Source organism: Acetatifactor aquisgranensis (assembly GCF_943193215.1).
GTDB lineage: Bacteria > Bacillota > Clostridia > Lachnospirales > Lachnospiraceae > Acetatifactor > Acetatifactor aquisgranensis.
Map to the genome: position 1 here is coordinate 12,483 of NZ_CALPDH010000034.1, position 22,371 is coordinate 34,853.

A 22,371-nucleotide genomic window follows, 5' to 3' on the forward strand; every position below is an offset into this window, starting at 1 on the left:
GGAGGAGGAACGATGGCGGGAACATTATATTTGTGTGCCACACCGATTGGGAACCTGCGGGACATGACGCCGCGGGTCGTCGAGACCCTGCAGTCAGTGGACGTAATTGCGGCTGAAGATACACGCAACAGTATTAAACTGCTGAACCATTTCCACATCCATACGCCCATGACCAGCTATCACGAATACAATAAGGTGGAAAAGGCAAAGCAGCTGGTGGGAAAGCTGCTGGCCGGGCAGGACATCGCGCTGATTACGGACGCGGGCACTCCGGCCATTTCGGATCCCGGGGAGGTATTGGTGCGGATGTGCCATGAAAGCAATGTGCCGGTGACCAGCCTGCCGGGGCCTTCTGCCTGTATCGCGGCGCTGGCTTTGTCCGGGCTGTCCACCAGACGGTTCTGTTTTGAGGGCTTTCTGCCCAGAGATAAAAAGGAGCGGCGGGCTATCCTGGGAGAACTTGCGGGGGAGAGCCGCACTGTGGTTCTGTACGAGGCCCCCCATCATCTGAGGGGTACGCTGGAGGAACTGCTGGAGAGCCTGGGGGACAGGCGGATTACTCTTTGCAGGGAACTGACCAAAAAATACGAGACCGTGCTGCCTGCCACCCTTTCCCAGGCGCTGGCTGTCTGTGAAAAGGAAGAGCCGAGAGGGGAGTATGTGCTGGTGGTGGAGGGAAAGAGCGTTCAGGAGCTGCGGCAGGAGGAAATCGCTTCCTGGGAGGCTGTGTCCATAGAGGAGCATATGGCCTATTATGAGGGACAGGGCATGGACAGCAAGACGGCCATGAAGCAGGTGGCCAGGGACAGGGGCGTGGGAAAGCGGGAAATTTACGCCCGCCTGCATCAGGAAGACAGAGGCTGAAATCAGAAACGGAAATGGATGTTCGGAACCGGAGCGGAAATGGAACAGGAGCAGAAACATGGCGGCGAACAATTGTGACACATGTGTCAATTATGTGTATGATGAGGACTATGATTATTACTATTGCCTGGTGAATCTGGACGAGGACGAGATGTATCGGTTCCTGTCGGGAAACCAGAGGGAATGTCCTTATTACAGGCTGGATGATGAATATGGCGTGGTAAGGCATCAGCTGTGAAAATCACGAAAACGGCAGATATGGGGAAAAATGGACAAAAAACCAGAAATCGACAATAGTGTCGGTTTCTGGTTTTCGACATTTTCCGGTATATATTTTTTTCGGCGGACAATAATAAGCTTGTGTCCACGCGGCGGAAAGCTGACGATAGATTTTCTGCCCCGGGATACAGCGCATTAGCTTAAAATGTCGGATACAGGTTTTCAGGCGGCAGGCGTTCCGTGAAGGGACCTCCGCCGCCGGGAGTAGGAGGTTAAGGAAATGAGCAATATTTCAGAACTGGATTTGCAGAATCTGCGTCATCTCATAGGCGGATTCGACACCACCCATTGCAAGATGCAGGCTTACGCCAAAGAGGCGGAGGATCCCCAGATCAGGCAGTTTTTTGAAAAAGGCGCCAGATCCGCCATGGACAATAAGCAGCAGCTGATGAAGTTTTTGAACTGACCCACGAAGTTGAACGAATTCCAGAATGAGAGGTAGAGAGATGCAGGAAAAGACAATGGTAGCAGATACACTGGCAGGCATCAACGGGGAGCTTACCCGCTACGCAGGCATGATCGCGCAGTCTGAGAACAAGGAGCTGAAGCAGACCCTGAAGCAGATCCGCAACGCCTGTGAGCAGTCCCAGGAGGAGCTTTACCAGTTAGCCAGGGAGAAGTCCTATTATGTGCCCGCCAGCAAGGCGACAGCGGAAGAGGTGGCTCATGTGAAGAGCCTGTTCACACAGGGAACTCTGTAAGAGAATCGGCAAGGCAAGAATCATGAAATGAGGGAAAGGCGCTCACCAGACGGATGGGTCTGGGGCGCTTTTTCCTTTTTGCCGCTCTCCCTGTGAAAATCGGGTGCTATTTCGAATATTCCCATGCATATGCTGATAGAGAGGATGACCAGACAAGAAAAGCGGTGTGGGAAATGTTGAATGGAATATGGGCGGGCATGATACTGCTTGCGGTGATTTACGGAGCGGCCACGGGCCATATGGCGGAGGTGACGAATGCGGCGCTGGACAGTGCGGGAGAGGCGATTTCCCTCTGTTTCACCATGGCCGGGGTGGTGGCGCTGTGGATGGGGCTGATGGAGATAGCGGGGAAAGCGGGGCTGGTGGAGAAGCTGACGGTGGGAATCCGGCCTTTTTTGAGATTCCTGTTCCCGAGGATTCCCGAGGGGCATCCTGCCCAGGGGTACATAGCCACGAATATCATAGCCAATGTGCTGGGACTGGGCTGGGCCTGCACGCCGGCGGGATTAAAGGCCATGGAGGAGCTGGCGAAGCTGGAGACGGAGCGGGGGAACCCGGAGTATCTGGAGACTGAGAGGGGACGCAGGCGAGAAGAGGCGTATGTGGGCAGCCCGGGAAAGAGCGGGGACAGGCGTGCCAGCAGTGAGATGTGCATTTTCCTGATTCTCAATATTTCCTCTCTACAGCTGATTCCTGTGAATATGATTGCTTACAGAAGCCAGTATGGCAGCGCCAATCCGACGGCAATCATTGCCCCGGCCATTGTGGCTACGCTGGTGAGCACTTTGGTGGCAATCGTGTATTGTAAAATCAAGGATCATTCCGCTGGATCCGGCGTGGGTGGAAACGTGGGTTTCCACAGAGCTGACACATCTGTCGGAATATCATCGATAAGACGAAGGGGCAGGGGAGGAAAAGCGGTATGAACGCATTGGCTCATCTTTCGGACATTGTTATTCCTATCCTAATCTTTTTTATCGTTGGCTATGGCTTTGCCTCCAAAGTGAAAGTATATGAGACTTTTCTGAAGGGCGCAAAGGACGGACTGAAGATTGTGGCGGATATTGTCCCTACGCTTATCGGTCTGTTGGTGGCGGTAGGGATGCTGCGGGCATCGGGCTTTTTCGAGATGCTGGGGACGCTGCTCGGCCCTGCGGCGGCAGCGTTTGGTCTGCCCGCTCAGCTGCTGCCGCTGCTGGTGGTGAAGCTGTTTTCTTCTTCCGCTGCCACAGGGCTGGTGCTGGACGTGTTCCGCACTTCCGGGCCGGACTCCTACGCGGGGATGCTGACTTCCATCCTTATGAGCTGCACGGAGACAGTGTTCTACACCATGAGTGTATACTTTCTGGCGGCAAAGGTGACGAAGACAAGGTTTACCCTGACGGGGGCACTGCTGGCCACCCTGGCGGGGACGGTGATGAGCGTGGTGCTGGCCAGGTGGATGGCATAATGCCGCTCTGCCTTTCATATGTTCCCGCAGAGGGGAGCCTTTTATGCCGTTTCATGCCGAGGTCAGGGGTGCCGGGGCCGGTTCAGGAACGGGGCCCGCTATACGCTGTCTCGCCCGGACCGCTGCCGCATCTGGCAGAGCGTTGCGCAAGGGTATCCGAATGCGGAGTTGAGCTGGAGAATGGTATGCGGACGATTCGCATCACAGCCCGGTGTGTCCCCAGTCATGGGCTCCATAGCCTTCGCTGATATTGACCCAGCCCCTGTAACAGGCTGCTGCCGCCAGCTCAGGGTCGAATTCCAGGGGATCGATGCCGACCTCGGCGCGGTACTCGTTGACTTTCTCAAATTCTTTGGCCTGTATCTTTACGCCGAGCTGCAGCGGATAGCTTTTGCCCGATGTGGCGATGCCTTTCTGGGAATCCTGGTTCAGCATCCAGTAGAAATAATAGCACTCATAGTGGTCACCGAAAGCGTCGCGCAGCGCTTTTTTGCAGTTCTTCTGATAGGCGGCCACGTTGAAGGCACTGTTTCCCTGGCGGCCTTCGTGGATACCCACGGTCTGGAAATGCTCCAGCAGAAGCTCTTCGTCATATTGGTACAGAAACGCAAGAGCCGGGAAGGATTCCATATAGAAATCCGCATCGAACACCAGAGACCAGTCGGCTTCTTCGATATAGGCATCGTACAGCTCGCCGTAGTCCCACTCCACATCGTAGGTCTTCCCCTTGATACGCCTGCCCCGATTCGGTACCAATGCGTATTTCTCCGGGGAGATATCCCCTCGGACGGTCATTATGAAGTTCATGTCAAGGTGCGTGCCTTACAAGGAATAGTATAGCAGGCTCCCGACGTGAACTCGTAATTATTACGGAAAAACATATTTCCCATGGAGCATATCTAAAGAACTGCCGCAAGGTAAAGCTGCGGCAGTCCCTTGCTGATTGTTCAGGATGCTATTTTCAGCAGTCCCGCCGGCCAGGGATGACGCGCGGTCATTTCGTATAGCCCAGGTTCCTGCGGTACCGATTGGATACATATTCCAGGTTATTCAGATAATGCAGCAATTCCTCCTGAAGCGGTCTTTCGTAGATCTGAATGACCAGGTAAGCCTTTTCGTGATCCTCCAAAAAGCGTTCCGCCATTCCTTCCATCAGATACCATGCAAAAGACATTCCGTTCTCGGCTGCTTTCGCCTGATACCAGCTGATTTCTTTCCTTCCCAGCACAGCCAGACGCATCACCCCTGCTTCGTCTGTTTCTGCCTGGCAGTGGACGAGTTCTCCCTCTTTCAGTACAATCAGCTCCTTTACGAATCTGTCTTCTCTATTCTCCTTGTCCGTTGATTGGGCGGCCGCCTCCTTTTCTGCCAGCGCCAGCTCCGCCATTTCTGCCAGGGCATCCTCATAGAGATTGCAAAAACGTTGATCTCCCTGACGGAAGACTTTCAGCTCCAGCATTCCCAGATACTCCCGCGCAGCCTCTTCGCTTACAAAACGGCGGCACTTTGCGCCTTTTTCCCGCGCAGCGGCAAAGGCTTTCTGAAGATTCCCGAAAATCTGAGGATTTTCCGCATCTTTCACAGCATAGAGATATTGCCCGGAATTCCAGATTCTTTTCCTGCCAGACAGCCCCGTCCGTCTCGGCATGCACCCGGTCGAACAAAAACTTCTCAGTGACAGATTCCGCAGATCCTGTTTTATATACTGCATCCGCGATGGATTCCTCAAGGAAGGTCTTGATCTCCGCATAGTTCCTTATCTTTCCGCTCATCATCAGGCTCAATGTCCTGGCTGCCCTTTCGGAGATCCGGTCTTTCAGGCCCTTCTTCTCCAATAGGTCAAGCAGGAACCTCTGCCGTTCCTCCAGGGTAGGATAGGGGACATGAATCCTGGCGCTGAATCTTCTGGTCACTGCAGGATCGAGATCCTCCAGAGAATAGTTGGTGGCGGCCACCACATAAACCCCATTATTATCTGTCTCCAGGCCATCCATTTCCTTCAGGAATTTATCCAAAACGGTTTCCTGATAACTTGTCATCCCATAACTGCCTCTGTCTTTGGAAATGGCGTCAAACTCGTCAATAAAGAAGATGCAGGGACTTCTCCGCCGTGCCGTCCGAAACATTTCTTCCATTTTGAGAACACCATCTCCGCTCAGGAAATCTGCTCCCACTGCGGAGATGAACGAGGCATTGGCCTCAAAGGCCATGGCCTTGGCGAACATGGTCTTGCCCATGCCCGGTGCGCCGTACATCAATATGCCCGTCATCAGCTTCGCTTCGGCATTCCGGTATTTCTCAGGATTTCTGATATTATCGATACAGCGCTCCGCCGCCTCTTTCACCAGCGCATTGCCGAAGATATCCTTCACCCGCACCTGGGGCCTCTCCGCCAGCAGATATTTTCTGTTCTGCCGCCTGGATTCGGCATCCTCTTCCTCCGCCGACTCTACCCGCAGATCGGTAAAGCGGATCTCCAGTTCCCCGGGCTCTTTCTCGGCATATTCGTAAACTGCATCACAGGCAAGCCTTTTTCTTTCCCGGGCAAGCTCCCCCGCCATTTTCACAAAGTGCTGCCTGGCAAAAATTGCCGTCAGATCCTCCCTGTCCAGCGCCAGGCCCTCCGGATTGCTCTCATCCATCGGATCGCTCTGCGGCTTATACAGCGTGCCCCGCACGAAATCCGTAACGCCAAGCGACAGAAACGGAGCCTTGTCCTCCACAGCCCCTCTGTCCACAACGATTATGGGGATATCCGGTTTTGCTTCCGCCGCAGCCTTCAGGCACTTATAGCCTTCTGATGTTTTGAAATTCTTAGAATCTTTTCCCAAATCTATCAGGATTGCGTCATATCTGTCCTCCCTCCTGCTTCGATTTCTGCCTGCTCCGCCAGGTCACAGTCCGCCATCAGTCCCAGTTCTTTCAGCCCCTTCTCCGGAAGGAAACCGCTGCGCAGACGGGCAGTCTCGCCTGTATACAGCCCTATGCCCTCTTCCGCGTATAGAAGGATCCGCAGCCGCTCCGTCATCTCGAAATATTTCCGGACATTCTCTGTTACATCTACTGAGACGGATGCCTTCTTTAATTCCCCCAGCTTTCCAGGACAGCGTCTTCCCATATATTCCACGGCTTTCAGGAAATGATCTTCCACCGTCTTCCGGACATTTGCGCTGATGAATCTGGCATCGATCCTATCCCCCTTGCTCAAAAGATAAAGCTTGGACAGTTTATCATCATAGACAAGATCAAAATGCAGATTATCCCGGTTCCTGCATATCTGTGCGGCGGCCTCGTTCACGGAATTCTCAAAGATAGCCGACATATTGAAATAGTCCAGGTGGTTGAACATGACGATTGTCCCGGACATCCACCTCCCTGTTGTCTCCCGTATATCGGTATTCGCCGCTGCTGTCCTTCCTGAATTCCACATCCTGCATGTCCCTGCACTGCCAAAAGCTGAGCCGCCGGGCGCCGCCCTCATAGGCCTGATAGATTCTGTTTTTGCCCAGCAGGACCCCTTCGTCCAGCATGGAATGGAAGACAATCTTTTCGTCGCGGATTTCTCTGACAGTGGCCTTGTGCTCTTTACAGCAATACAAGAGCGAAAGGATGACTTCTGCCTCATCACAGCAGACGAAAAAGTCTTCTTTATCCTCCCCTTCATGTATCCGGAATCTGTCATCCGCCGTTTTGCGCTGGTGGAACGCCCTTATCCAGTCCATCGCATCCTCATAAAATGCCCTGAAGTCCCCGGCCACTTCCATATGGACCGAAGAGCTTGTGATTCAGCTCCTCCTCAATCCGCAGATATTCCTCACCGGAGATGTGGGCCGAAAGCTCCGCGCACAGCGCTCTCTCCCTCCGTTCCAGCTCCGGAGGTCTGTCCCCGCCCCTGCGGGCATATAGCGTGTCTGATAAGCAGCGTTCCATAGCAATCCCTCCTTCTTCCGGCCGCACCGGCCGTTGTTTTCCGGGGTGCGCGCCTTACTGAAATCAAATATAGCAGATACGCATATGCAGCTTCGTAATAATTACGGCCTTCCCAATGCAGGTTCCTCCGGCCGGGAAAGGCGCTGTACCACCGGGGTGAACAGCCTGTAGATGGTACATGGGAGAGAAGGAAGAAGCGCGTAGCAAAACAAAATAATGTGCTGCGCGGATTCCACTAATTCCTGGCTGTTAGTATTATCTGGGTATACTATAAGCACTGGAGGGATTCTATGGAACAGAAGACATTGGGCGGGCGCATCCGGGAGGAGCGGCTGAAGCTGAATCTGACACAGGAGAAGCTGGCGGAGGACGTGAACCTTTCCATGGCATATATCGGACAGGTCGAGCGCGGCGAGCGCAGCCTGACCCTGGATAACCTGGTGGCGGTGGCGAACCGGCTCGGTGGATTACCTGCTTTCGGATTCCATCACCGCGAAGGACGATACGGAATATCTGCTATTAAGGCAGTTGTTGAATGGCAGGTCGAAAGAGGAGAGGGCGCTGGCAGTCAATATGGTGAAGCTCATGTTCGGCTATCTGGATAGAAACCTGTGATTCCCGGCTTTGCTTTTGGTCCAGGGGCTGTCGGGAGATAGTTATATTTCCATGACAGACCCGTAGTCTTTTGCCGGGGAAATGTCAGAATGCTTTTTCCGCCAGTTCCCGCGTCTGATAGAAGGAAGACGCTGCCTGGGGGCTTACTTCCATCTCCTCCAGATTGTCGAAGGCCCAGCGGAACTCATCCGGAATATCGGCGGGCGACTCCTCGTTGAGGTTCTTGACTGCCCGGCGCGGGCTGCCGGTTCCGGTCAGGCAGTACCGCTTGAAGTCCCTCAGGACGTCCAGGCAGCTTTTCCCCTGGTTCTCATGAAAGGTAGGCTGCAGCCGGAACGCCCCTCCCATGTCCCCGGGGAACTTCTCCCGATGCCCTTCGTCCAGGCGCAGATAGTCGAAGCAGTAACAGCCCTCCGCCTCCTGGTAAGCCATCTTCAGCTCCGGTTCCGCGTCCTCATATGCTTCCCTGTAGTTCTCCTTCCCCGCCAGGAAGAAGATGCAGCCGCTTCCCAGGTGCATGGCCAGCGGTATGTAGAGGTACCTTTCGCCGCTCTGTTCCAGGCTCTCCCGAAGCTTTTCCGCCTGGGACAGCCCCAGCACGCAGAACCCCTGGCCGTCCATATGCCAGTCCCCGCAGTTCTCCTGGCCGCTTAAGTCTTTTTTGTAGAAGTCATAGCCCTCCTCGCTGTCACAGTATGCCTCGAAGAGCCGCAGGGAAAAGTCCTGCTTCCGGGGTTCCCTGGGCGATTTGTCTGCCTTGCCCCGTCCCCCCAGAGGATATCCGCTGTCCTGCAGCCAGGTCTTGATTTTGATGTGGAGTGCCATCCGCTCCAGACGGGCAGTCAGCCAGGGCAGATAGTCCTTTTTGATTACCACGCCGTTCCTGTTCTTCGAACATTTCAGATCGTGCAGCCGGGCGGCGATTTGGGTTCCTCCGGTATCCCGCTCCTGCCGGATCAGCCTTGCCGCCTCCGCCAGCTTCTTTTCCACATTCGCCTTGACGTTCAGGTCTTCGCTGTCCTTGCCCTTCTGCCGGTTCTCAGGGTTCTCCGTGTTCTCCGCGTTTTCCGCAGCGTTCCCATTTCCCGTATTCCGGATGCCCGCAACGCCTGTCCGCAGCAGCAGTCCTCTCAGCCATAGATGGGCATCCGCTATGCTGTTGTCCTTATAATAGATATCCCGCACCGCCAGATATTCCACCAGCCAGAAGTAATATTCCGTGTCGGTGATTAGCCCGGCCAGGTAAGCGGCATCTCTCAGCCAAAGCTCCTCCCAGAAGTCCCGGCGCTCCTTCCGGCCCTTCTCCGGAACCTCTTTTATCAGCAGCTCTCTGGCCCAGGCCGGATGCTCCTTCATGGCCGCTGCCAGCCGCTCCTTGATGCAGGCCTGGTCAGACGGCTTTAAGGGGTGCTTTGCCAAAAGCCAGGGGTAATCCCAGCTCCCCGGCCGGCTGTTTTGGCAGACCGGAGCCATATAGTTCTCCAGCAGGGCGGAAGTTTTGGGGCCATGCTTGGTACCATGTTCAGCGCCATGTCCAGTGTCATGCCCGACGGCATGCTCCGAAAGCGACCGGTCAAGGCGCTTCAGCAGCCCGGAGACGCTGTCTGCCCAAAAGGCCCTGTAGAGGAAGGACTTCTCCCGTTTGTCTTCATATCTGCACTGGTAATCGTAGATGATATCGCTGTAGAAGGACTCGCGGATTCCGCTCACTGATTCTCCCATTGCAGCCTCCTTTCATAGCTGTCTGCCTGCCGGCAGGGGCCGTCGTAGACGCTGCCGTACACGTCCAGCGTCTTGTCCGTATCCGTCAGGGGGGAGAGGTTCCGTTCGGCCAGATACAGGTTCACGATTTCCTCCAGCTCCTGGTAAAAGCCTCGCAGGACATCCGGCCTGGCTTTCCCAAAGAGGGCCGCAAACCGTCCGCAGGCTTCAAAATACTCATCCTGGCAGGCAAAGGTCAGGGCAAGGGCCGCCAGATAGTCCGCTCTTTCATACTCCTCTGCCAACTGGTCCATCCGGGCGGCTTCAAATTCGGCCTTGCTTTCGAAATCAGGGAAGGGATATGGGTCGTCGTCATAATCCTCATAGGCATCATAATCATAATCGTCCTCATAATCAAAATCGTCCTCATAGTCATCGCTGTCCTCATGGTCCTCATAGCCGCCGGCGCTGTCCGTGCCGCTGCAGCCCTCCGTATCGGTCATCCCGTCCTCGCTGCGGCTGTCCTCTGCCGGTGCCGCATCCTCCGCCCGGACTGCCGCTTTCAAAGGAGCTGCCCCTTCAGCACGGACGGTTCCCCTTCCCGCAGCTGTCTCTTCGTTCGGGCCAGCCTCTTTGTCCAGGCTGGCTTCTTTAGCCAGGTCTGTCTCTTTAGTCAGGTCTGTCTCTTTGCCCGGGTCTGCCTCTTTGTCCAGGTCTGTCTCTTTGCCCGGGTCTGTCTCTTTCGCCAAGGCTGCCTCCGCAGCCTTTCCGCTCCGGAAGAAGCCCGCAGAGTGTTTGATGTAGAGGCGCTTCATGCTGCCCTCGTTCGTCAGGAAAGCGAGATGATCCCGGGGCAGACTCCATTGGGGGCTCAGGGTGCTGTTGGAGATGGTTCCCTGGGGATCCGCAAGGGTCTTATAGAGATGGAAGCCGAAATGGAGATCAAAGCCCTCATAGAGCTCGTTTTTTTTGCTCCCGTCCGATTTGGCCATGACGCACCAGCTTCCGGAGAGACGCCTGGCCTGTTCCAGCAGAAAGGCAAAATCCGTCCGCTCCCTGGACACAGGGCCATAAGGATAGGCTTTTGCATACGCTCCCTCGCACAGGCTGCACCGCATGACCAGGTAGAGGTAGAGGCCATACAGCTCCCGCCTCTCCCGGATATAGGGCTCTGCCAGGCTTTCTCCGGTGTCCGGATTCTTGTCCGTGTTCTTCCGCAGAGTCTCTGCCCAATGCCCCACAAGCTCCTTCACCAGGCTGCAGAGCTTCTCCTGGCTGAAACTCCCCTTCCCGTCCGTGATCTCCTGCCGGAAGGAGTATCCGTGCCCCTTCATGTGGCTTAATAGCCTGTCCGTCACTTCCTGGATGCACGCCAGATTCTTTCGATAGTCTTCCCCTTGTCCGCAAAATGATTTCGTGAATGTTATCATGCTTTTTTCACCTTTCCTTTCTCAAAATCTGCAGAATTCACTGTGGTGGATTCACTATAACAGATAAGGGCCTTCATGTCTGTAAATTATACGGCCGCGGGCACTGCCCGCGGCCAATGCCCATAACGAATACCCGCAGCTAATAACGGAAGCCTATGGGCGCGGATTTTTTTGCCTCCTGTATTTCCGGTATGGCCTGCATATTGTCCGGCAGGGAGAAATCCTCTTCCGCAAGGATGAAATCCTTTTCCGCGCCGTCGTCGGCTTCCGCCCCTTCCCCGTAGACCCGCAAGGCATAGCCCAGGATTGCGTTTTCCACCAGATTCCTGCAGAAACGCCCGTTCCCTGTGTCGGAACGCTGCTTCGCCTCCCCGCAGAGGGAGACCGCCTTTTCCAGCGCCCGGGGACAGAGGGAGAAGCCTCGCTTCTGCGCCTCCAGGCTGACGATCTGTGCCATCTCGCCGACGGAGTAGTCGGGGAAGCTGATGCGGAAGGGGACGCGGGACTGCAGGCCCGGATTCATGGAAAAAAAGGATTCCATCTTATCCGGGTAACCGGCGAAGACCACGACTGTATCGCCGCGGCTGTTCTCCATCTCCTGTACGATGGTGTTGATGGCCTCATAGCCGAAGTCCCTGGGGGAGTCCGATGCGAGGGAATAGGCCTCGTCGATGAACAGGAGTTTCCCCCTGGCCCTCTCGAACACGGACTTCACATTGATGGCGGTCTGGCCGATATAGCCGGCTACCAGATCCGCCCGGCCGGTCTCCACAATCTGGCTGCTGGAAAGGATTCCGATCTCCTGGAAGATTCCGGCCAGGATTCTGGCCACGGTGGTCTTCGCCGTACCGGGGTTCCCCACGAACTCCATGTTCAGCGCCACCGGGACGGACGCCTTGCCCAGGGTCTCCATGTCTTTCTTCATCCTGGCGAACGCCGCTATTTTCCTGACCTGCTCCTTCACGTCCTTCAGGCCTATCAGTTGTGCCAGCATGTGGGAGCTGCTGGGAGGCTGCTGGTCGCCCTGAAGGGCCAGGCCCATTGACGCAAGCTTATTTATGACTTCCTCCAGGCTTCTCGATCCAAGGTTCCGGATCTCTGCGAGGTCCTCCCGGCTCATTTTCCGGAGTTCACCCACGGTGTTGATTCCGGCCTGTCTCAGACAGGTATAGGAACGTATGCTCAGTTCCAGCTCATCGATGGTGAGATCGTCAAGCTCCCGGTCCCTGTCAGGGTCCTTCCCGCCGTCGGATTTCTCTCCGGATTCAGGCTGGCTGTGGGCTGCTGGATTCTCCGGATCGTATTCCTCCGGATCGTATTCCTCCGGATCGTATTCCTCCGGATCGTATTCCTCCGGATCGTCGTAACCATAGGCTGCGTCCGGATCATCTTCATTCTCCCAACGGAATCTGTAAGCAGAATCCTCGGAATCTATGGAGGAATCCTCAAGGATAACGACCTCCAGCAGCCTTTTCATGCTTTCCATCAGGCACTTTGCCGGAATCCTGAAATCCGTATTTCCGTCTGCCATGGCTGCCTCCATCAGGACAGTATCCGGAAATGCCAGGGAAAGCATGGCGCGCATCCGGAGGGTCATCTCTTCCGCCAGGCTGAACAGTATCATGCCCTGGCCGTCATGACCGGTCTCTGCCGTAATCCGGATGATTCCTCCGGATTCCTTCACAGCCCTGACCACATCCCGGAGATAATCCGTATCCTCAGAGGGCAGATGCTGGTTCCCGAATGCCTGGAGCTCATCGGAAATCCCCGGCACATGCCGCAGGACATATATCTTGCGGAAATCCTTGGGCAGATTCTCAAAGGAATCCGCCTTCTCCGCTTCGGCGTCCGCACATTTCTGAAAAATCCACCCAAAGTCATCGGATGTCATATTGACGTCCTGGCTTGAGAACGCAAATGTACGGAGGTTTCCTTCTTTATCAGAATTCATCTGCCATCCGAGGAACCCGTTCTCCGGAAGCAGCGATGCTGTCCGCACGAATCGCCCCACTGCCCTGGAAGTCCTTTCTGACAGATAATAACCGTTGCAGGCCTCTGCGGCCAAAGGTGTGATATTCGCGATTTCTTTGTTTTCCTGGTTCCATATATAGTCTGACATAGGCTGTGCCGCTCCTTTCATCATACAAAGAAATTGATAAGTTTCAGTGCCGCAGGATGAGCTGCGGCGTATGGCATAATTTGTAGTGCAATTTGCGCCGCAGTCCCAGCGGTTTATCCTTGGCACGCTCACTGCGGGATCATGTCAGGAACTGCCTGCAGGCGGTTCCTTATGATGTTCATGATCTTGCAGGTCATGGCGGCGCTTCCCTGACCGACAGAGACTGCGGTTAAGTTGTCAAGGAGCGGGTGTTCCCCTGTGGGAAAATGTCGGCACAACAAAAAAGCCGATGTACAGTACCTTCGAGAGGGCAGAGTACCCCCCTGGGATACTCTTTCTGCACTCTTCCATATACTGTTACATCAGCTTGTCTATCAAACTATATATGACTTGCCGTGTGAAATGATATAAATTCACACGAGAGATATTATATCAGGTGTTCGTGTGGGTGTCAATAGAAAATTTCAGACCGGATTCTATAAGGGGCTATTCAAAGACTGACATCCAGCAGCTCCACCCTTGGCGCTCTGGCAGCGATGGCCTGCCTGCGGTCATAGGTAAGGGGCCGCCCCTGCAGGTCGCTTACAAAGCCTCCGGCCTCCTCCACAATCAGGGCTCCGGCGGCGTAGTCCCAAGGCGACAGTGCCAACTCAAAGAAGAATTCAGCTCTGCCGCATGCTACCATGCACAGATCAATAGCGGCAGAACCGCTTCTGCGCAGGTCCTCCGCCCGGGACATATAGCGGTAGGCTACCTCGAAGGATTTCCGGGTCAGCGCCTCATTGTAGGGAGCTGTGCCGAACAGAATTAGGCTTTCCGCCAGCGTCCTGTCCGAAGTGTGAATCCTCTCGCCGTTCAGATACGCGCCCTTTCCTTTCAAGGCACAAAAGGTCTCCTGCTGATAGGGGTTATGCACTACCCCCAGGATAGGAGAACCGTCCAGCGCCAGCGCTACGCTGATGCAGCTGGCATGATAATTTCTGGTAAAATTGGCGGTGCCGTCGATGGGATCCACGATAAAGGCATAGCCCTTTGAAATATCCGTATGGTCCATCTGGTCCTCCTCCCCCAGAAATACGGCATCCGGAATCAGCCCCAGCAGGCGGGTCTGCAGGATTGCCTGTACTCTGGAATCGTAGTCTGTCACGAAGTTTCCCCTGCCGGCCTTCTGGTGGATTTTCCGTTCCATATCAGTGGCATTCAACAGGATGCCCTCACAGTCCCTGACGATATCTATGATTTTCTGAAGCAGATTTTCTTCCTGCATGATTGCCCTCCATCTTTGACTTATCGGAATCTATTGCAATTATAACTATTTTCTCCAACTTCTGCAAGGGCTTCGTCATAATGATTGACTTTTCGGGCAGATTCACTATAATGTGTTTAGTGGGGAAAATCGGAAAGCATATCACGAGGGCGGAAATCAATGGGGAAAGTAAGGCAACTGGGGAGGCTGGTGAATCAGAACCGAAAGGCGCTGGCAGAATTTGAAATCGTTTTCAAGCTGCTGACGTTTCTGGTGGCCGTGCCGCTGTTCTCAGGAGGCGTCCGTCTGACGATGAAGATGACAGGATACAGGTATCTGACAGTGGAGAATATCCTGTTTTTTGTTATCCACCCGGTGACGATTGTGTCATTTCTTGCGCTGCTATTGCTTATGACCGCATATACCATGTTCGATATCGCCACGGTAATCATCATACTGGATCAGTCCTGCCAGAACCGAAAAGTACGCCTGCCGGACGTGGTTCGGCTGTCTGGCCGCAAATGTGCGGGAATGCTGCATCTTAAGAGCCTTTCGCTGACATTCTTTACCCTGTTTTTGATTCCGTTCCTGAACCTGGGGCTGGCCTCCGGGGTAATCTCTACCATTCAGGTGCCGGGATTCATTCAGGATTATATCCAGAAAAACCATATTTTGCTGGTGTTGTGCATTGCCCTGGTCGCGCTGCTGGCGGCATTGCTGCTGCGCTGGCTGTATTCGCTGCATTATCTGGTTCTGGAGGACATTCCTTTTAAAGAGGCCAGAAGGCGCAGCCGTCGTCTGGGAGCAAAAAGGCATGTCAGGGACCTGCTTTCTCTGGTTGCCATGCAGCTGGTGATATCTCTGGGTTTTTTGGGCTGTGTCCTGATCGGGATTCTGCTGATTATGGCGGTGGATGGCATGCTGGAGCGTTTTGTGCTGCTGAACAGCCTGGTGTCCACGATTATCTGGATGTTCATCGCTTTGTCGGCGGTGGTGTTCATGTCCCTGTCCATGCCCATCGGCTATGCGGGCATCAGCGTTCTGTTCTATGCCCATAAGCGGGAGCAGGGGGAGGAAATCCGCAGTCTGCGGCTGCAGGAGAGGGAGAGCGGACTTTGGGACAAATCGCATATGCGGGCGGTCTGCGCGGGAATCGCCATAGTGGCCCTGATTCTGGGAGTGGCGTTCACCTATGGGCTGCAGCTGGGAAAATACAACTTGAACATTGAGTACGCCCGAACCACGGAGGTCACGGCCCACAGAGGGGCATCTGTGGACTATCCGGAAAATACCATGAGCGCCTTTGCAGGGGCCAGCGAACTGGGCGCGGACTGGATTGAGCTGGATGTGCAGCAGACAAAGGACGGACAGATTATCGTCATCCATGATACCAATTTCAAGCGCACCACGGGCGTGAACCGCAATACCTGGGAGCTGACCTGCGATGAGGTGAGCAGGCTGGATGCCGGCAATCTTTTTGGAGAGGAGCACGCGGGGGAGCGGATTCCGCTGCTGGCGGAGGCGGTGGAGTTTGCTAAAGAGAATCTGATTAAGCTGAACATCGAGCTGAAGCCCACGGGCCATGAGACGGATTTTGAGAAAACTGTGGTGGATATCGTGACGGAATATGACTTTCTGGAGGAGTGCGTAATCACTTCCCAGGTCTATCATGTGCTGGAGAATGTGAAAGACTATAACCCGGATGCCGTGACGGTCTATGTCATGAGCCTGGCCTATGGGGACATCACGGCGCTGGAGGCGGCGGATCATTTCAGCGTGGAGGCTGCCAATGTAACGGAGAATCTGGTCACCAGAGTCCATGGGGAGGGGAAGCAGCTGTACGCATGGACCGTGAATACGGAGGCCGGCATCCGGAAGATGGTGGAACTGAACGTGGACAATGTGATTACGGACAATGTGACGCTGGCAAAGGAAACGATTTATGCGGAGAAGACCAGTGATTTGATTAGTGAATATATAAAACTGCTGGAGAAAATCTTCTAAGTCGGGAGGGACGGAGATGGATAGTTTGCGTTTTGGAATCGTGGGAATCGGAAACATGGGAGGAGCACATGCGGTGCAGCTCTTTGGGGCCAGGGTAAAGGGCGCGGAGCTGACGGCAGTGTGCGACTGCAGGGAGGAGCGCCTGAAATGGGCGGAGGAACGGTTTGCGGGAGTCTCTCTGTATCGGGATTATGAGGAACTTCTGGACAGCGGGGAGATAGACGCGGTGCTGATTGCCACGCCTCATAAGCTGCACCCTGTGATTGCGGAGAAAGCTTTTGGGCGGAAACTGAATGTGCTGACGGAAAAGCCGGCTGGCATCGATACCGCCAGCGTGGCCAGGATGAACCAGGCCGCGGCGGAGAGCGGGACCGTGTTCGGCATCATGTACAATCAGCGGACGAACCAGCTTTACAGGAGGCTGCATGATTTGGTGCGGGAGGGCGCGCTGGGGGAAATCAAGCGCTTTGTGTGGATCATCAATAACTGGTACCGCACCCAGGCATACTATGATTCCGGCGACTGGCGGGCCACCTGGAACGGGGAGGGAGGCGGCGTGCTGCTGAACCAGTGCCCCCACAACCTGGACATCTGGCAGTGGATTCTGGGGATGCCGGTAAGACTGCGGGCATTTTGCAAGGAGGGGCATTACCATAGGATTGCGGTGGAGGATGACGCTACTATCTATGCGGAGTATGAAAACGGCGCCAGCGCGGTGTTCATCACTTCCACCGGGGAGTATCCCGGTACAAACCGGATGGAAATCAGCGGGACTTTGGGGAAAGCCGTGGTGGAGAATGGATGCCTGAAGCTTTTCCTGCTGGAGCGGGATGAGAGGGAGATCTGCCAAACCTCAAAGGAGGGGATGCCTCAGGAGAAAGTGGACTGCCAGATTATGGAGCAGGAAGAACCGGGCGGGGGGCATCTGGAGATTCTGCAGAACTATACCAATGCAGTGCTCTATGGAGAAGAGCTCATTGCGCCGGGTGTGGAGGGGATTCGGGGACTGACCCTCAGCAATGCCGCCTATCTCTCGGCCTGGAAAGACGAGTGGGCGGAGTTGCCGTTAAACGAGGAAGAATTTAACGCTATTTTGCGTAAAAAGCAGGAGTCGGAGGATGCGGTGCGGAGGAATGTGCGCCATGAGGAGTTATCCGGCGAGTATTCGGAGCGGTGGAGCGTCAGGTGGTAAGTGTGAGAAGTGCGCTCACAGGGCAGAGTGTTCCGGGTGTGGGCATTCTCCCGGGTGCGGCTTGGGGGATTTGTTTTACGGAGAAGGCTGTGGAAGAGGAGACCTATTCAGGGGTTTTGGGTATGCGGGGGAGGGAAAACAGTGAAGAGACCGAAGATGGTACTTTTTGATTATGGGCAGACACTGGCAGACGAGGCGAAATTTGACGGTGTGAAAGGGACGGAGGAAGTGCTGAAATATGCCGTGAAAAATAGGCATGGACTATCCGCGGCGCAGGTGCAGGCAGAGGCGGAGAAAATCAACAGGGAGCTGGGGAGGGTTGACCCGGAGAGGCGCCATTTGTTTCAGATAGAGGTGCCGAACCATATGTTCACTGCCTATCTGTATGAGTCGCTGGGGATTGAACTGTCCCTTGCGCCGGAGCAGATTGACAGTGTATTCTGGGACGCTGCCGCGCCCGGAAAGCCCACGGAGGGGATTGAAGCGTTTTTGGAATTTCTATCGGAAAATCAAATCCGCACAGGGGTGATCAGCAATATTTCCTATGGGGGAAAGGCGGTGCGGAACAGGATTGCCGAGATTGTCCCGAAGAATCATTTCGAGTTCATCATCGCCACCAGCGAGTATATGTATCGAAAGCCCAACAAAAGGATTTTTGACCTGGCTCTGGAAAAGGCGGACTTGAAGCCGGAGGAAGTCTGGTATGTGGGCGACCAGTATGAATGCGACATAATGGGCGCGATGAATGCCGGGATTTTCCCGGTCTGGTATCTGGGGGCATCGGATCTGCCCTGCGGAGAAAAAGAGGGAATCATGGCGGTCAGGGACTGGAAAAGGCTGCAGGAAATCCTGGAGGGAGAGGGAGCTGGAGAAACGTCGGGATAAGTTTTTGACAAAGGGATTGCAATCTGCCAAAGATGCTTTTATACTGAAATAAGAATCCGCAGGCCCGCCTGAAGCGGCGTGTCTGCGAGGACGACGGGTAACATACACCATGGATAGAAGAGAAGGAGAGCTTTGCGATGAAACAAGACTTAATCGTTATTCTTGACCTGGGCAGCACCCAGAACACGATCCTTGCCAGGGACATCCGCGCCCTTGGCGTGTACAGCGAGATACATCCCCATGACATCACGGCGGAGGAGCTGCAGGCCCTGCCGAATGTAAAGGGCATCATTTTGAACGGCGGTGAGAACCGCGTGGTGGACGGACAGGCGGTGGAGGTGCGGCCGGAAATTTACGGGTTGGGATATCCTGTGATTTCCGTTGACTATCCCCAGTCGAAATGCGAGTCCCGTTTTGAGGCTCTTCCGGAGCAGGAAGCGCTGAAAAAGTTCCTGTTTGAGGATTGTCGGGCGGAAGCCAACTGGAATATGAAGAATTTTATCGAGGATCAGGTAGAGCTGATCCGGCAGCAGGTGGGAGAGCGGAAAGTGCTGCTGGCTTTGTCCGGGGGCGTGGATTCTTCTGTGGTGGCGGCTATGCTGATCAGGGCGGTTGGCAGCCAGCTGGTATGTGTGCATGTGAATCATGGGCTTATGCGCAAGAATGAGTCCGAAAGCGTGGTGAAGGTGTTCCGGGACGAGCTGCATGCGAATCTGATTTATGTAGACGCTTCCGAGCGTTTCCTGGGCAAGCTGGCCGGGGTGGCGGATCCGGAGCAGAAGCGGAAGATTATCGGCGGGGAGTTCATCCGCGTGTTCGAGGAAGAAGCCAGGAAGCTGGAGGGAATCGATTTCCTGGGACAGGGCACCATCTATCCCGATATCATTGAGAGCGGGACAAAGACGGCGAAGATAGTGAAGTCCCATCACAATGTGGGAGGGCTTCCGGAGGATCTGAAGTTCGAACTGGTGGAGCCGCTGAAGCAGCTTTTCAAGGATGAGGTGCGGGCCTGCGGCGTGGAACTGGGGCTGCCCCACGACATGGTGTACCGTCAGCCGTTCCCCGGGCCCGGACTCGGGGTAAGGTGTCTGGGCGCGATTACCAGGGACAGGCTGGAGGCTGTGCGGGAATCGGATGCCATCCTGCGGGAGGAATTCGCCAGGGCGGGGCTGGATAAGAAAGTGTGGCAGTACTTTACTGTGGTGCCGGACTTTAAGTCGGTGGGGATGAAAAATAATGCGCGGGTGTTTGAGTATATGGTGATTATCCGCGCAATCAATACGATTGACGCTATGACGGCTTCGGCTGAGAAAGTGGACTGGGATGTGCTGGAGAGGATTACGAAACGGATATTGGCTGAGGTGGAGCAAGTGAATCGGGTTTGTTATGATATGAGTCCTAAGCCGCCGGCGACTATAGAGTTCGAGTGAGAGGGTAAATCCTCGCAAGTCTTGAAAAATCAAGGCTTGCGGGGATTTTTTAATTGGCGGTGGGTACGATTTGGGTACAGATTTTTTTAATCCAGTTTGTCATCTATCAGACGGTGTTCTGTATCTTCCATGATTTGGTCGTGGAGCTGCTGAATACTGAGGTCATAAAAAGTATTTCCGTTTTGTTCGGGATAAGTGTCCATCCAGCGGTCGTAATCCATTTCAGCTTTAATAAGAGCTTCCCCGCGTTTTTTCGCATCTTTGATTTCATTGCATTTTTCTACATCTTCTAAAAAGTTCTCGTAACGCTGGCACCATGCATTCATCAGCGTCAAGGTTTCAAAACGTATACCAACTGTATCATTGCCCTCATCGTCTTTGCACGCAAAAAGATGTCCGTTGTATTGCCGGGCAATCTGGAATAAGCGGTGCATGGCTTTAATCATGTCAAAATCGGAATTTTCCAATACCTCCGGATTGACGGCAAGGGCATTTGCTATTTTTTCAAGTGATGACGGCTTGGGATTGCGCCTGCCGCTTTCGTAGGCACGAATATAGGCTTCGCTTGCACCAACCAATTCACCTAATTGTTTCTGGGTAAGACCACGCTCTTTGCGGATGCGGCGGATATTTTCTCCAACAGTCATAAGTCTGCCTCCTAAAGTTTTAGCTGTGTATTTGCACTAAATCAATCATACCACATAAAGAGAAAAAAATAAAGTACAAAAGATATTGACAAGAAACAAAAGTTACGATATGATAAAAACGAAACATAATGATACTGTATAGAAACAAATATAGAGAAAGAGAGGAAAAAGCATGAATGAAAAGATTTACTACAATGCAGAGGACATTTCCAAGATGCTCGGTGTGAGCATGGGAAAATCCTACAAGATTCTCAGAGAGATGAACAGGGATTTGGCAGGCATGGGATTTCTTACGATTGCAGGGAAAATCCCCGTAGCCTATTTCAAAGAAAAATGGTATGGGGCGGCAAAGGAGGCGGTTGTATGAGCTGTAATGCGAAAAAAGATCCCAACGGCACATGGCGGATACAATACCGCTGGACGGACTGGACAGGAGCGAAAAAGAAGTCACAGAAAAGAGGATTTAAAACAAAGAAGGAAGCAGAAGAATGGTATGCGCACTTCCTGTTGCAGCAATCCTCTGATCCGACAATGACGCTGGCTGATTTTTGGGAGATTTACAAGGCGGATATGGAAAAGCGCTTGCGGAAAACTACCATGAAGCAGAAGGAGTATGTAATGAAAGATAAGGTGCTTCCTTACTTTGGCAAGACACCAATCAATGAAATTACGGCACCGATGATAAGGAAATGGCAGGGTGAAATGATGGAAAAAGGCTTCAAGCCAACTTATCTGAAAACCATACATAACCAGCTCAGTGCAATTTTAAATTATGCAGTTAATTTTTACGATTTGCGATCCAATCCATGCCGGAAAGCAGGAAGCATGGGAAAGAGCAGGGCGGATGAAAGACCATACTGGACGTTGGAGGAATTTCAGAAGTTTTCGGATGCAATTATGGATAAACAGGATTCGTGGGTTGCATTTCAGATTTTATTCTGGACGGGAATGCGTCTGGGAGAATTACTTGCCCTTCAGGTAAAGGACGTAAATTTTGAAGAAGGCACGATTACCGTTGATGAATCCCTTGCGAGGATTGACGGAGAGGATTTGATAACCGCACCGAAAACAGAAAGCTCGATCAGAATAATTACAATACATAAGGAATTGCAGAATGTGATCAAAGAGTATATTTCAACACTCTATCGTGCAAGGGCAGGAACACGTCTTTTTGCAGGCAGAACAAAGAGTTTCTTTGAGCATGAAATGGAGAGGGGAATTAAACTGTCAGGCGTGAAAAAGATAACTGTCCATTGTACCAGACACAGCCATGCAAGTATGCTTGTACAAATGGGATTTAGTCCAGTTGAGATTGCAAAACGATTAGGGCATGGGAAAGTTACAACAACGATTGAAACATATTGCCATCAGTCTATGGATGCACAGGTAAAAATTGCAGACAGACTTGGAAAAGTGGAAAGGGGTGAGGAAAGTGGCGTGTAAACGTGAGGACAGATTTCGGTGTAATACAATCGCTTTTTGGTTGAGTGACGAGGAAAAAGCCCAAGTGGAAGCAAAGATTATATTATCAGGGCTTCCTAAAGGAGATTATTATCGGAAAGCCATATTGGGACAGGAAGTGACAGTGGCTGCTGGAAGTTATATGTCCAACAGAGTTGCAAAGGTTTTGGAACAGATATTGTCGCATCTGAAAGATGGAAATGCGGAAGATGAAAAACTACTGTTGGAACTGGTAAAACAGCTAGTGGAAATTGAACAAAATGAAAATGCCCCTGCTGGTAACAGGAGCATTTCAGATACGGATTGAGTTGGTGGTACAACTCAGTCCATGCTGCAAAAAGGACGAGCCTCTCTACATAAAATATGCAAATTTATTATAGCAGAGGCTTTTCCAGATGAAAAGGAGGAGAAGTCATA

25 protein-coding genes are annotated in these 22,371 nt (G+C 53.4%); 14 read left to right on the forward strand and 11 right to left on the reverse strand.

The window, feature by feature from the left end; translation table 11 throughout:
* Positions 1–12: 12 nt before the first annotated feature.
* From rsmI to NFS35_RS22965, 6 genes are all read left to right on the forward strand, one after another.
* Positions 13–864 carry a 16S rRNA (cytidine(1402)-2'-O)-methyltransferase gene (rsmI, locus tag NFS35_RS22940; RefSeq protein WP_251209389.1) on the forward strand — a complete coding sequence of 284 codons (852 nt, stop codon included), beginning with the start codon at positions 13–15 and terminating at the stop codon, positions 862–864.
* A gap of 58 nt (positions 865–922) precedes the next feature.
* A complete protein-coding gene (locus tag NFS35_RS22945) occupies positions 923–1,102 on the forward strand; it encodes a DUF6472 family protein (RefSeq protein WP_251209390.1) in 180 nt (59 codons plus the stop codon).
* 261 nt (positions 1,103–1,363) lie between these two features.
* Positions 1,364–1,549: a hypothetical protein gene (locus NFS35_RS22950; protein WP_251209391.1), complete on the forward strand. Its 186-nt coding sequence runs from the start codon at positions 1,364–1,366 to the stop codon at positions 1,547–1,549.
* Between the two features lie 40 nt (positions 1,550–1,589).
* Positions 1,590–1,844, forward strand: a complete 255-nt coding sequence (locus tag NFS35_RS22955; protein ID WP_251209392.1) for a spore coat protein — start codon at positions 1,590–1,592, stop codon at positions 1,842–1,844.
* Positions 1,845–2,017: 173 nt separating this feature from the next.
* The gene (locus NFS35_RS22960) at positions 2,018–2,770 is read left to right on the forward strand and encodes a nucleoside recognition protein (protein WP_251209393.1); all 753 of its coding nucleotides are present in this window, start codon (positions 2,018–2,020) and stop codon (positions 2,768–2,770) included.
* Positions 2,767–3,294 carry a spore maturation protein gene (locus NFS35_RS22965; RefSeq protein ID WP_251209394.1) on the forward strand — a complete coding sequence of 176 codons (528 nt, stop codon included), beginning with the start codon at positions 2,767–2,769 and terminating at the stop codon, positions 3,292–3,294. The genes NFS35_RS22960 and NFS35_RS22965 overlap by 4 nt, the downstream gene beginning before the upstream one ends.
* A gap of 201 nt (positions 3,295–3,495) precedes the next feature.
* Here NFS35_RS22965 and NFS35_RS22970 read toward each other — a convergent pair whose 3' ends face one another.
* The 6 genes from NFS35_RS22970 to NFS35_RS22995 form a co-directional block, all read right to left on the reverse strand.
* Complete coding sequence (locus NFS35_RS22970) at positions 3,496–4,050, reverse strand: CAP domain-containing protein (RefSeq protein WP_251209395.1); 555 nt, start codon at positions 4,048–4,050, stop codon at positions 3,496–3,498.
* Between the two features lie 238 nt (positions 4,051–4,288).
* On the reverse strand, positions 4,289–4,753 hold the full coding sequence (locus NFS35_RS22975) for a hypothetical protein (RefSeq protein ID WP_251209396.1): 465 nt from the start codon (positions 4,751–4,753) through the stop codon (positions 4,289–4,291).
* Positions 4,698–6,125 (reverse strand): AAA family ATPase, encoded by a 1,428-nt coding sequence (locus tag NFS35_RS22980; protein WP_251209397.1) that lies wholly within the window; start codon positions 6,123–6,125, stop codon positions 4,698–4,700. The genes NFS35_RS22975 and NFS35_RS22980 overlap by 56 nt, the downstream gene beginning before the upstream one ends.
* A 5-nt stretch (positions 6,126–6,130) precedes the next feature.
* Entirely contained in the window at positions 6,131–6,661 is a 531-nt protein-coding gene (locus NFS35_RS22985; protein WP_251209398.1) for a hypothetical protein, read from the reverse strand.
* Positions 6,600–7,016 carry a hypothetical protein gene (locus NFS35_RS22990; protein WP_251209399.1) on the reverse strand — a complete coding sequence of 139 codons (417 nt, stop codon included), beginning with the start codon at positions 7,014–7,016 and terminating at the stop codon, positions 6,600–6,602. The genes NFS35_RS22985 and NFS35_RS22990 overlap by 62 nt, the downstream gene beginning before the upstream one ends.
* Before the next feature lie 7 nt (positions 7,017–7,023).
* Positions 7,024–7,224, reverse strand: coding sequence for a hypothetical protein (locus tag NFS35_RS22995; protein WP_251209400.1), 201 nt, complete (start codon positions 7,222–7,224; stop codon positions 7,024–7,026).
* 290 nt (positions 7,225–7,514) lie between these two features.
* Here NFS35_RS22995 and NFS35_RS23000 point away from each other — a divergent pair, with 290 nt between their 5' ends.
* Positions 7,515–7,829 (forward strand): helix-turn-helix domain-containing protein, encoded by a 315-nt coding sequence (locus NFS35_RS23000; RefSeq protein ID WP_251209401.1) that lies wholly within the window; start codon positions 7,515–7,517, stop codon positions 7,827–7,829.
* A 94-nt stretch (positions 7,830–7,923) separates the two neighbouring features.
* Here NFS35_RS23000 and NFS35_RS23005 read toward each other — a convergent pair whose 3' ends face one another.
* The 4 genes from NFS35_RS23005 to NFS35_RS23020 form a co-directional block, all read right to left on the reverse strand.
* Entirely contained in the window at positions 7,924–9,561 is a 1,638-nt protein-coding gene (locus NFS35_RS23005) for a hypothetical protein (RefSeq protein ID WP_251209402.1), read from the reverse strand.
* The gene (locus NFS35_RS23010) at positions 9,546–10,970 is read right to left on the reverse strand and encodes a hypothetical protein (protein ID WP_251209403.1); all 1,425 of its coding nucleotides are present in this window, start codon (positions 10,968–10,970) and stop codon (positions 9,546–9,548) included. Before NFS35_RS23010 ends, NFS35_RS23005 begins: the two co-directional genes overlap by 16 nt.
* Before the next feature lie 139 nt (positions 10,971–11,109).
* Positions 11,110–13,089, reverse strand: coding sequence for a DNA-directed RNA polymerase subunit alpha C-terminal domain-containing protein (locus NFS35_RS23015; protein WP_251209404.1), 1,980 nt, complete (start codon positions 13,087–13,089; stop codon positions 11,110–11,112).
* A gap of 490 nt (positions 13,090–13,579) precedes the next feature.
* The gene (locus NFS35_RS23020) at positions 13,580–14,356 is read right to left on the reverse strand and encodes an inositol monophosphatase family protein (protein ID WP_251209405.1); all 777 of its coding nucleotides are present in this window, start codon (positions 14,354–14,356) and stop codon (positions 13,580–13,582) included.
* 159 nt (positions 14,357–14,515) lie between these two features.
* Here NFS35_RS23020 and NFS35_RS23025 point away from each other — a divergent pair, with 159 nt between their 5' ends.
* The 4 genes from NFS35_RS23025 to guaA all read left to right on the forward strand — a co-directional run bounded on the left by NFS35_RS23025 (position 14,516) and on the right by guaA (position 19,846).
* Positions 14,516–16,339 (forward strand): glycerophosphoryl diester phosphodiesterase membrane domain-containing protein, encoded by a 1,824-nt coding sequence (locus NFS35_RS23025; protein ID WP_251209406.1) that lies wholly within the window; start codon positions 14,516–14,518, stop codon positions 16,337–16,339.
* A 16-nt stretch (positions 16,340–16,355) separates the two neighbouring features.
* The gene (locus NFS35_RS23030; protein ID WP_251209407.1) at positions 16,356–17,531 is read left to right on the forward strand and encodes a Gfo/Idh/MocA family protein; all 1,176 of its coding nucleotides are present in this window, start codon (positions 16,356–16,358) and stop codon (positions 17,529–17,531) included.
* Between the two features lie 141 nt (positions 17,532–17,672).
* Complete coding sequence (locus tag NFS35_RS23035) at positions 17,673–18,416, forward strand: HAD family hydrolase (RefSeq protein ID WP_251209408.1); 744 nt, start codon at positions 17,673–17,675, stop codon at positions 18,414–18,416.
* 137 nt (positions 18,417–18,553) lie between these two features.
* Positions 18,554–19,846 carry a glutamine-hydrolyzing GMP synthase gene (gene guaA / locus NFS35_RS23040; RefSeq protein WP_251209409.1) on the forward strand — a complete coding sequence of 431 codons (1,293 nt, stop codon included), beginning with the start codon at positions 18,554–18,556 and terminating at the stop codon, positions 19,844–19,846.
* A gap of 86 nt (positions 19,847–19,932) precedes the next feature.
* Here the strand turns inward: guaA and NFS35_RS23045 are convergent, their stop codons facing one another.
* Positions 19,933–20,493 (reverse strand): helix-turn-helix domain-containing protein, encoded by a 561-nt coding sequence (locus NFS35_RS23045; RefSeq protein ID WP_251209410.1) that lies wholly within the window; start codon positions 20,491–20,493, stop codon positions 19,933–19,935.
* A 172-nt stretch (positions 20,494–20,665) separates the two neighbouring features.
* Here NFS35_RS23045 and NFS35_RS23050 point away from each other — a divergent pair, with 172 nt between their 5' ends.
* Genes NFS35_RS23050 through NFS35_RS23060 form a run of 3 tightly spaced genes read left to right on the forward strand, consistent with a single transcriptional unit; the run spans position 20,666 to position 22,261 of the window.
* Positions 20,666–20,860, forward strand: a complete 195-nt coding sequence (locus NFS35_RS23050; RefSeq protein WP_251209411.1) for an ICEBs1 excisionase — start codon at positions 20,666–20,668, stop codon at positions 20,858–20,860.
* A complete protein-coding gene (locus tag NFS35_RS23055; RefSeq protein WP_251209412.1) occupies positions 20,857–21,936 on the forward strand; it encodes a site-specific integrase in 1,080 nt (359 codons plus the stop codon). The genes NFS35_RS23050 and NFS35_RS23055 overlap by 4 nt, the downstream gene beginning before the upstream one ends.
* On the forward strand, positions 21,926–22,261 hold the full coding sequence (locus tag NFS35_RS23060) for a plasmid mobilization protein (protein WP_408629650.1): 336 nt from the start codon (positions 21,926–21,928) through the stop codon (positions 22,259–22,261). Before NFS35_RS23055 ends, NFS35_RS23060 begins: the two co-directional genes overlap by 11 nt.
* Positions 22,262–22,371: the final 110 nt, after the last annotated feature.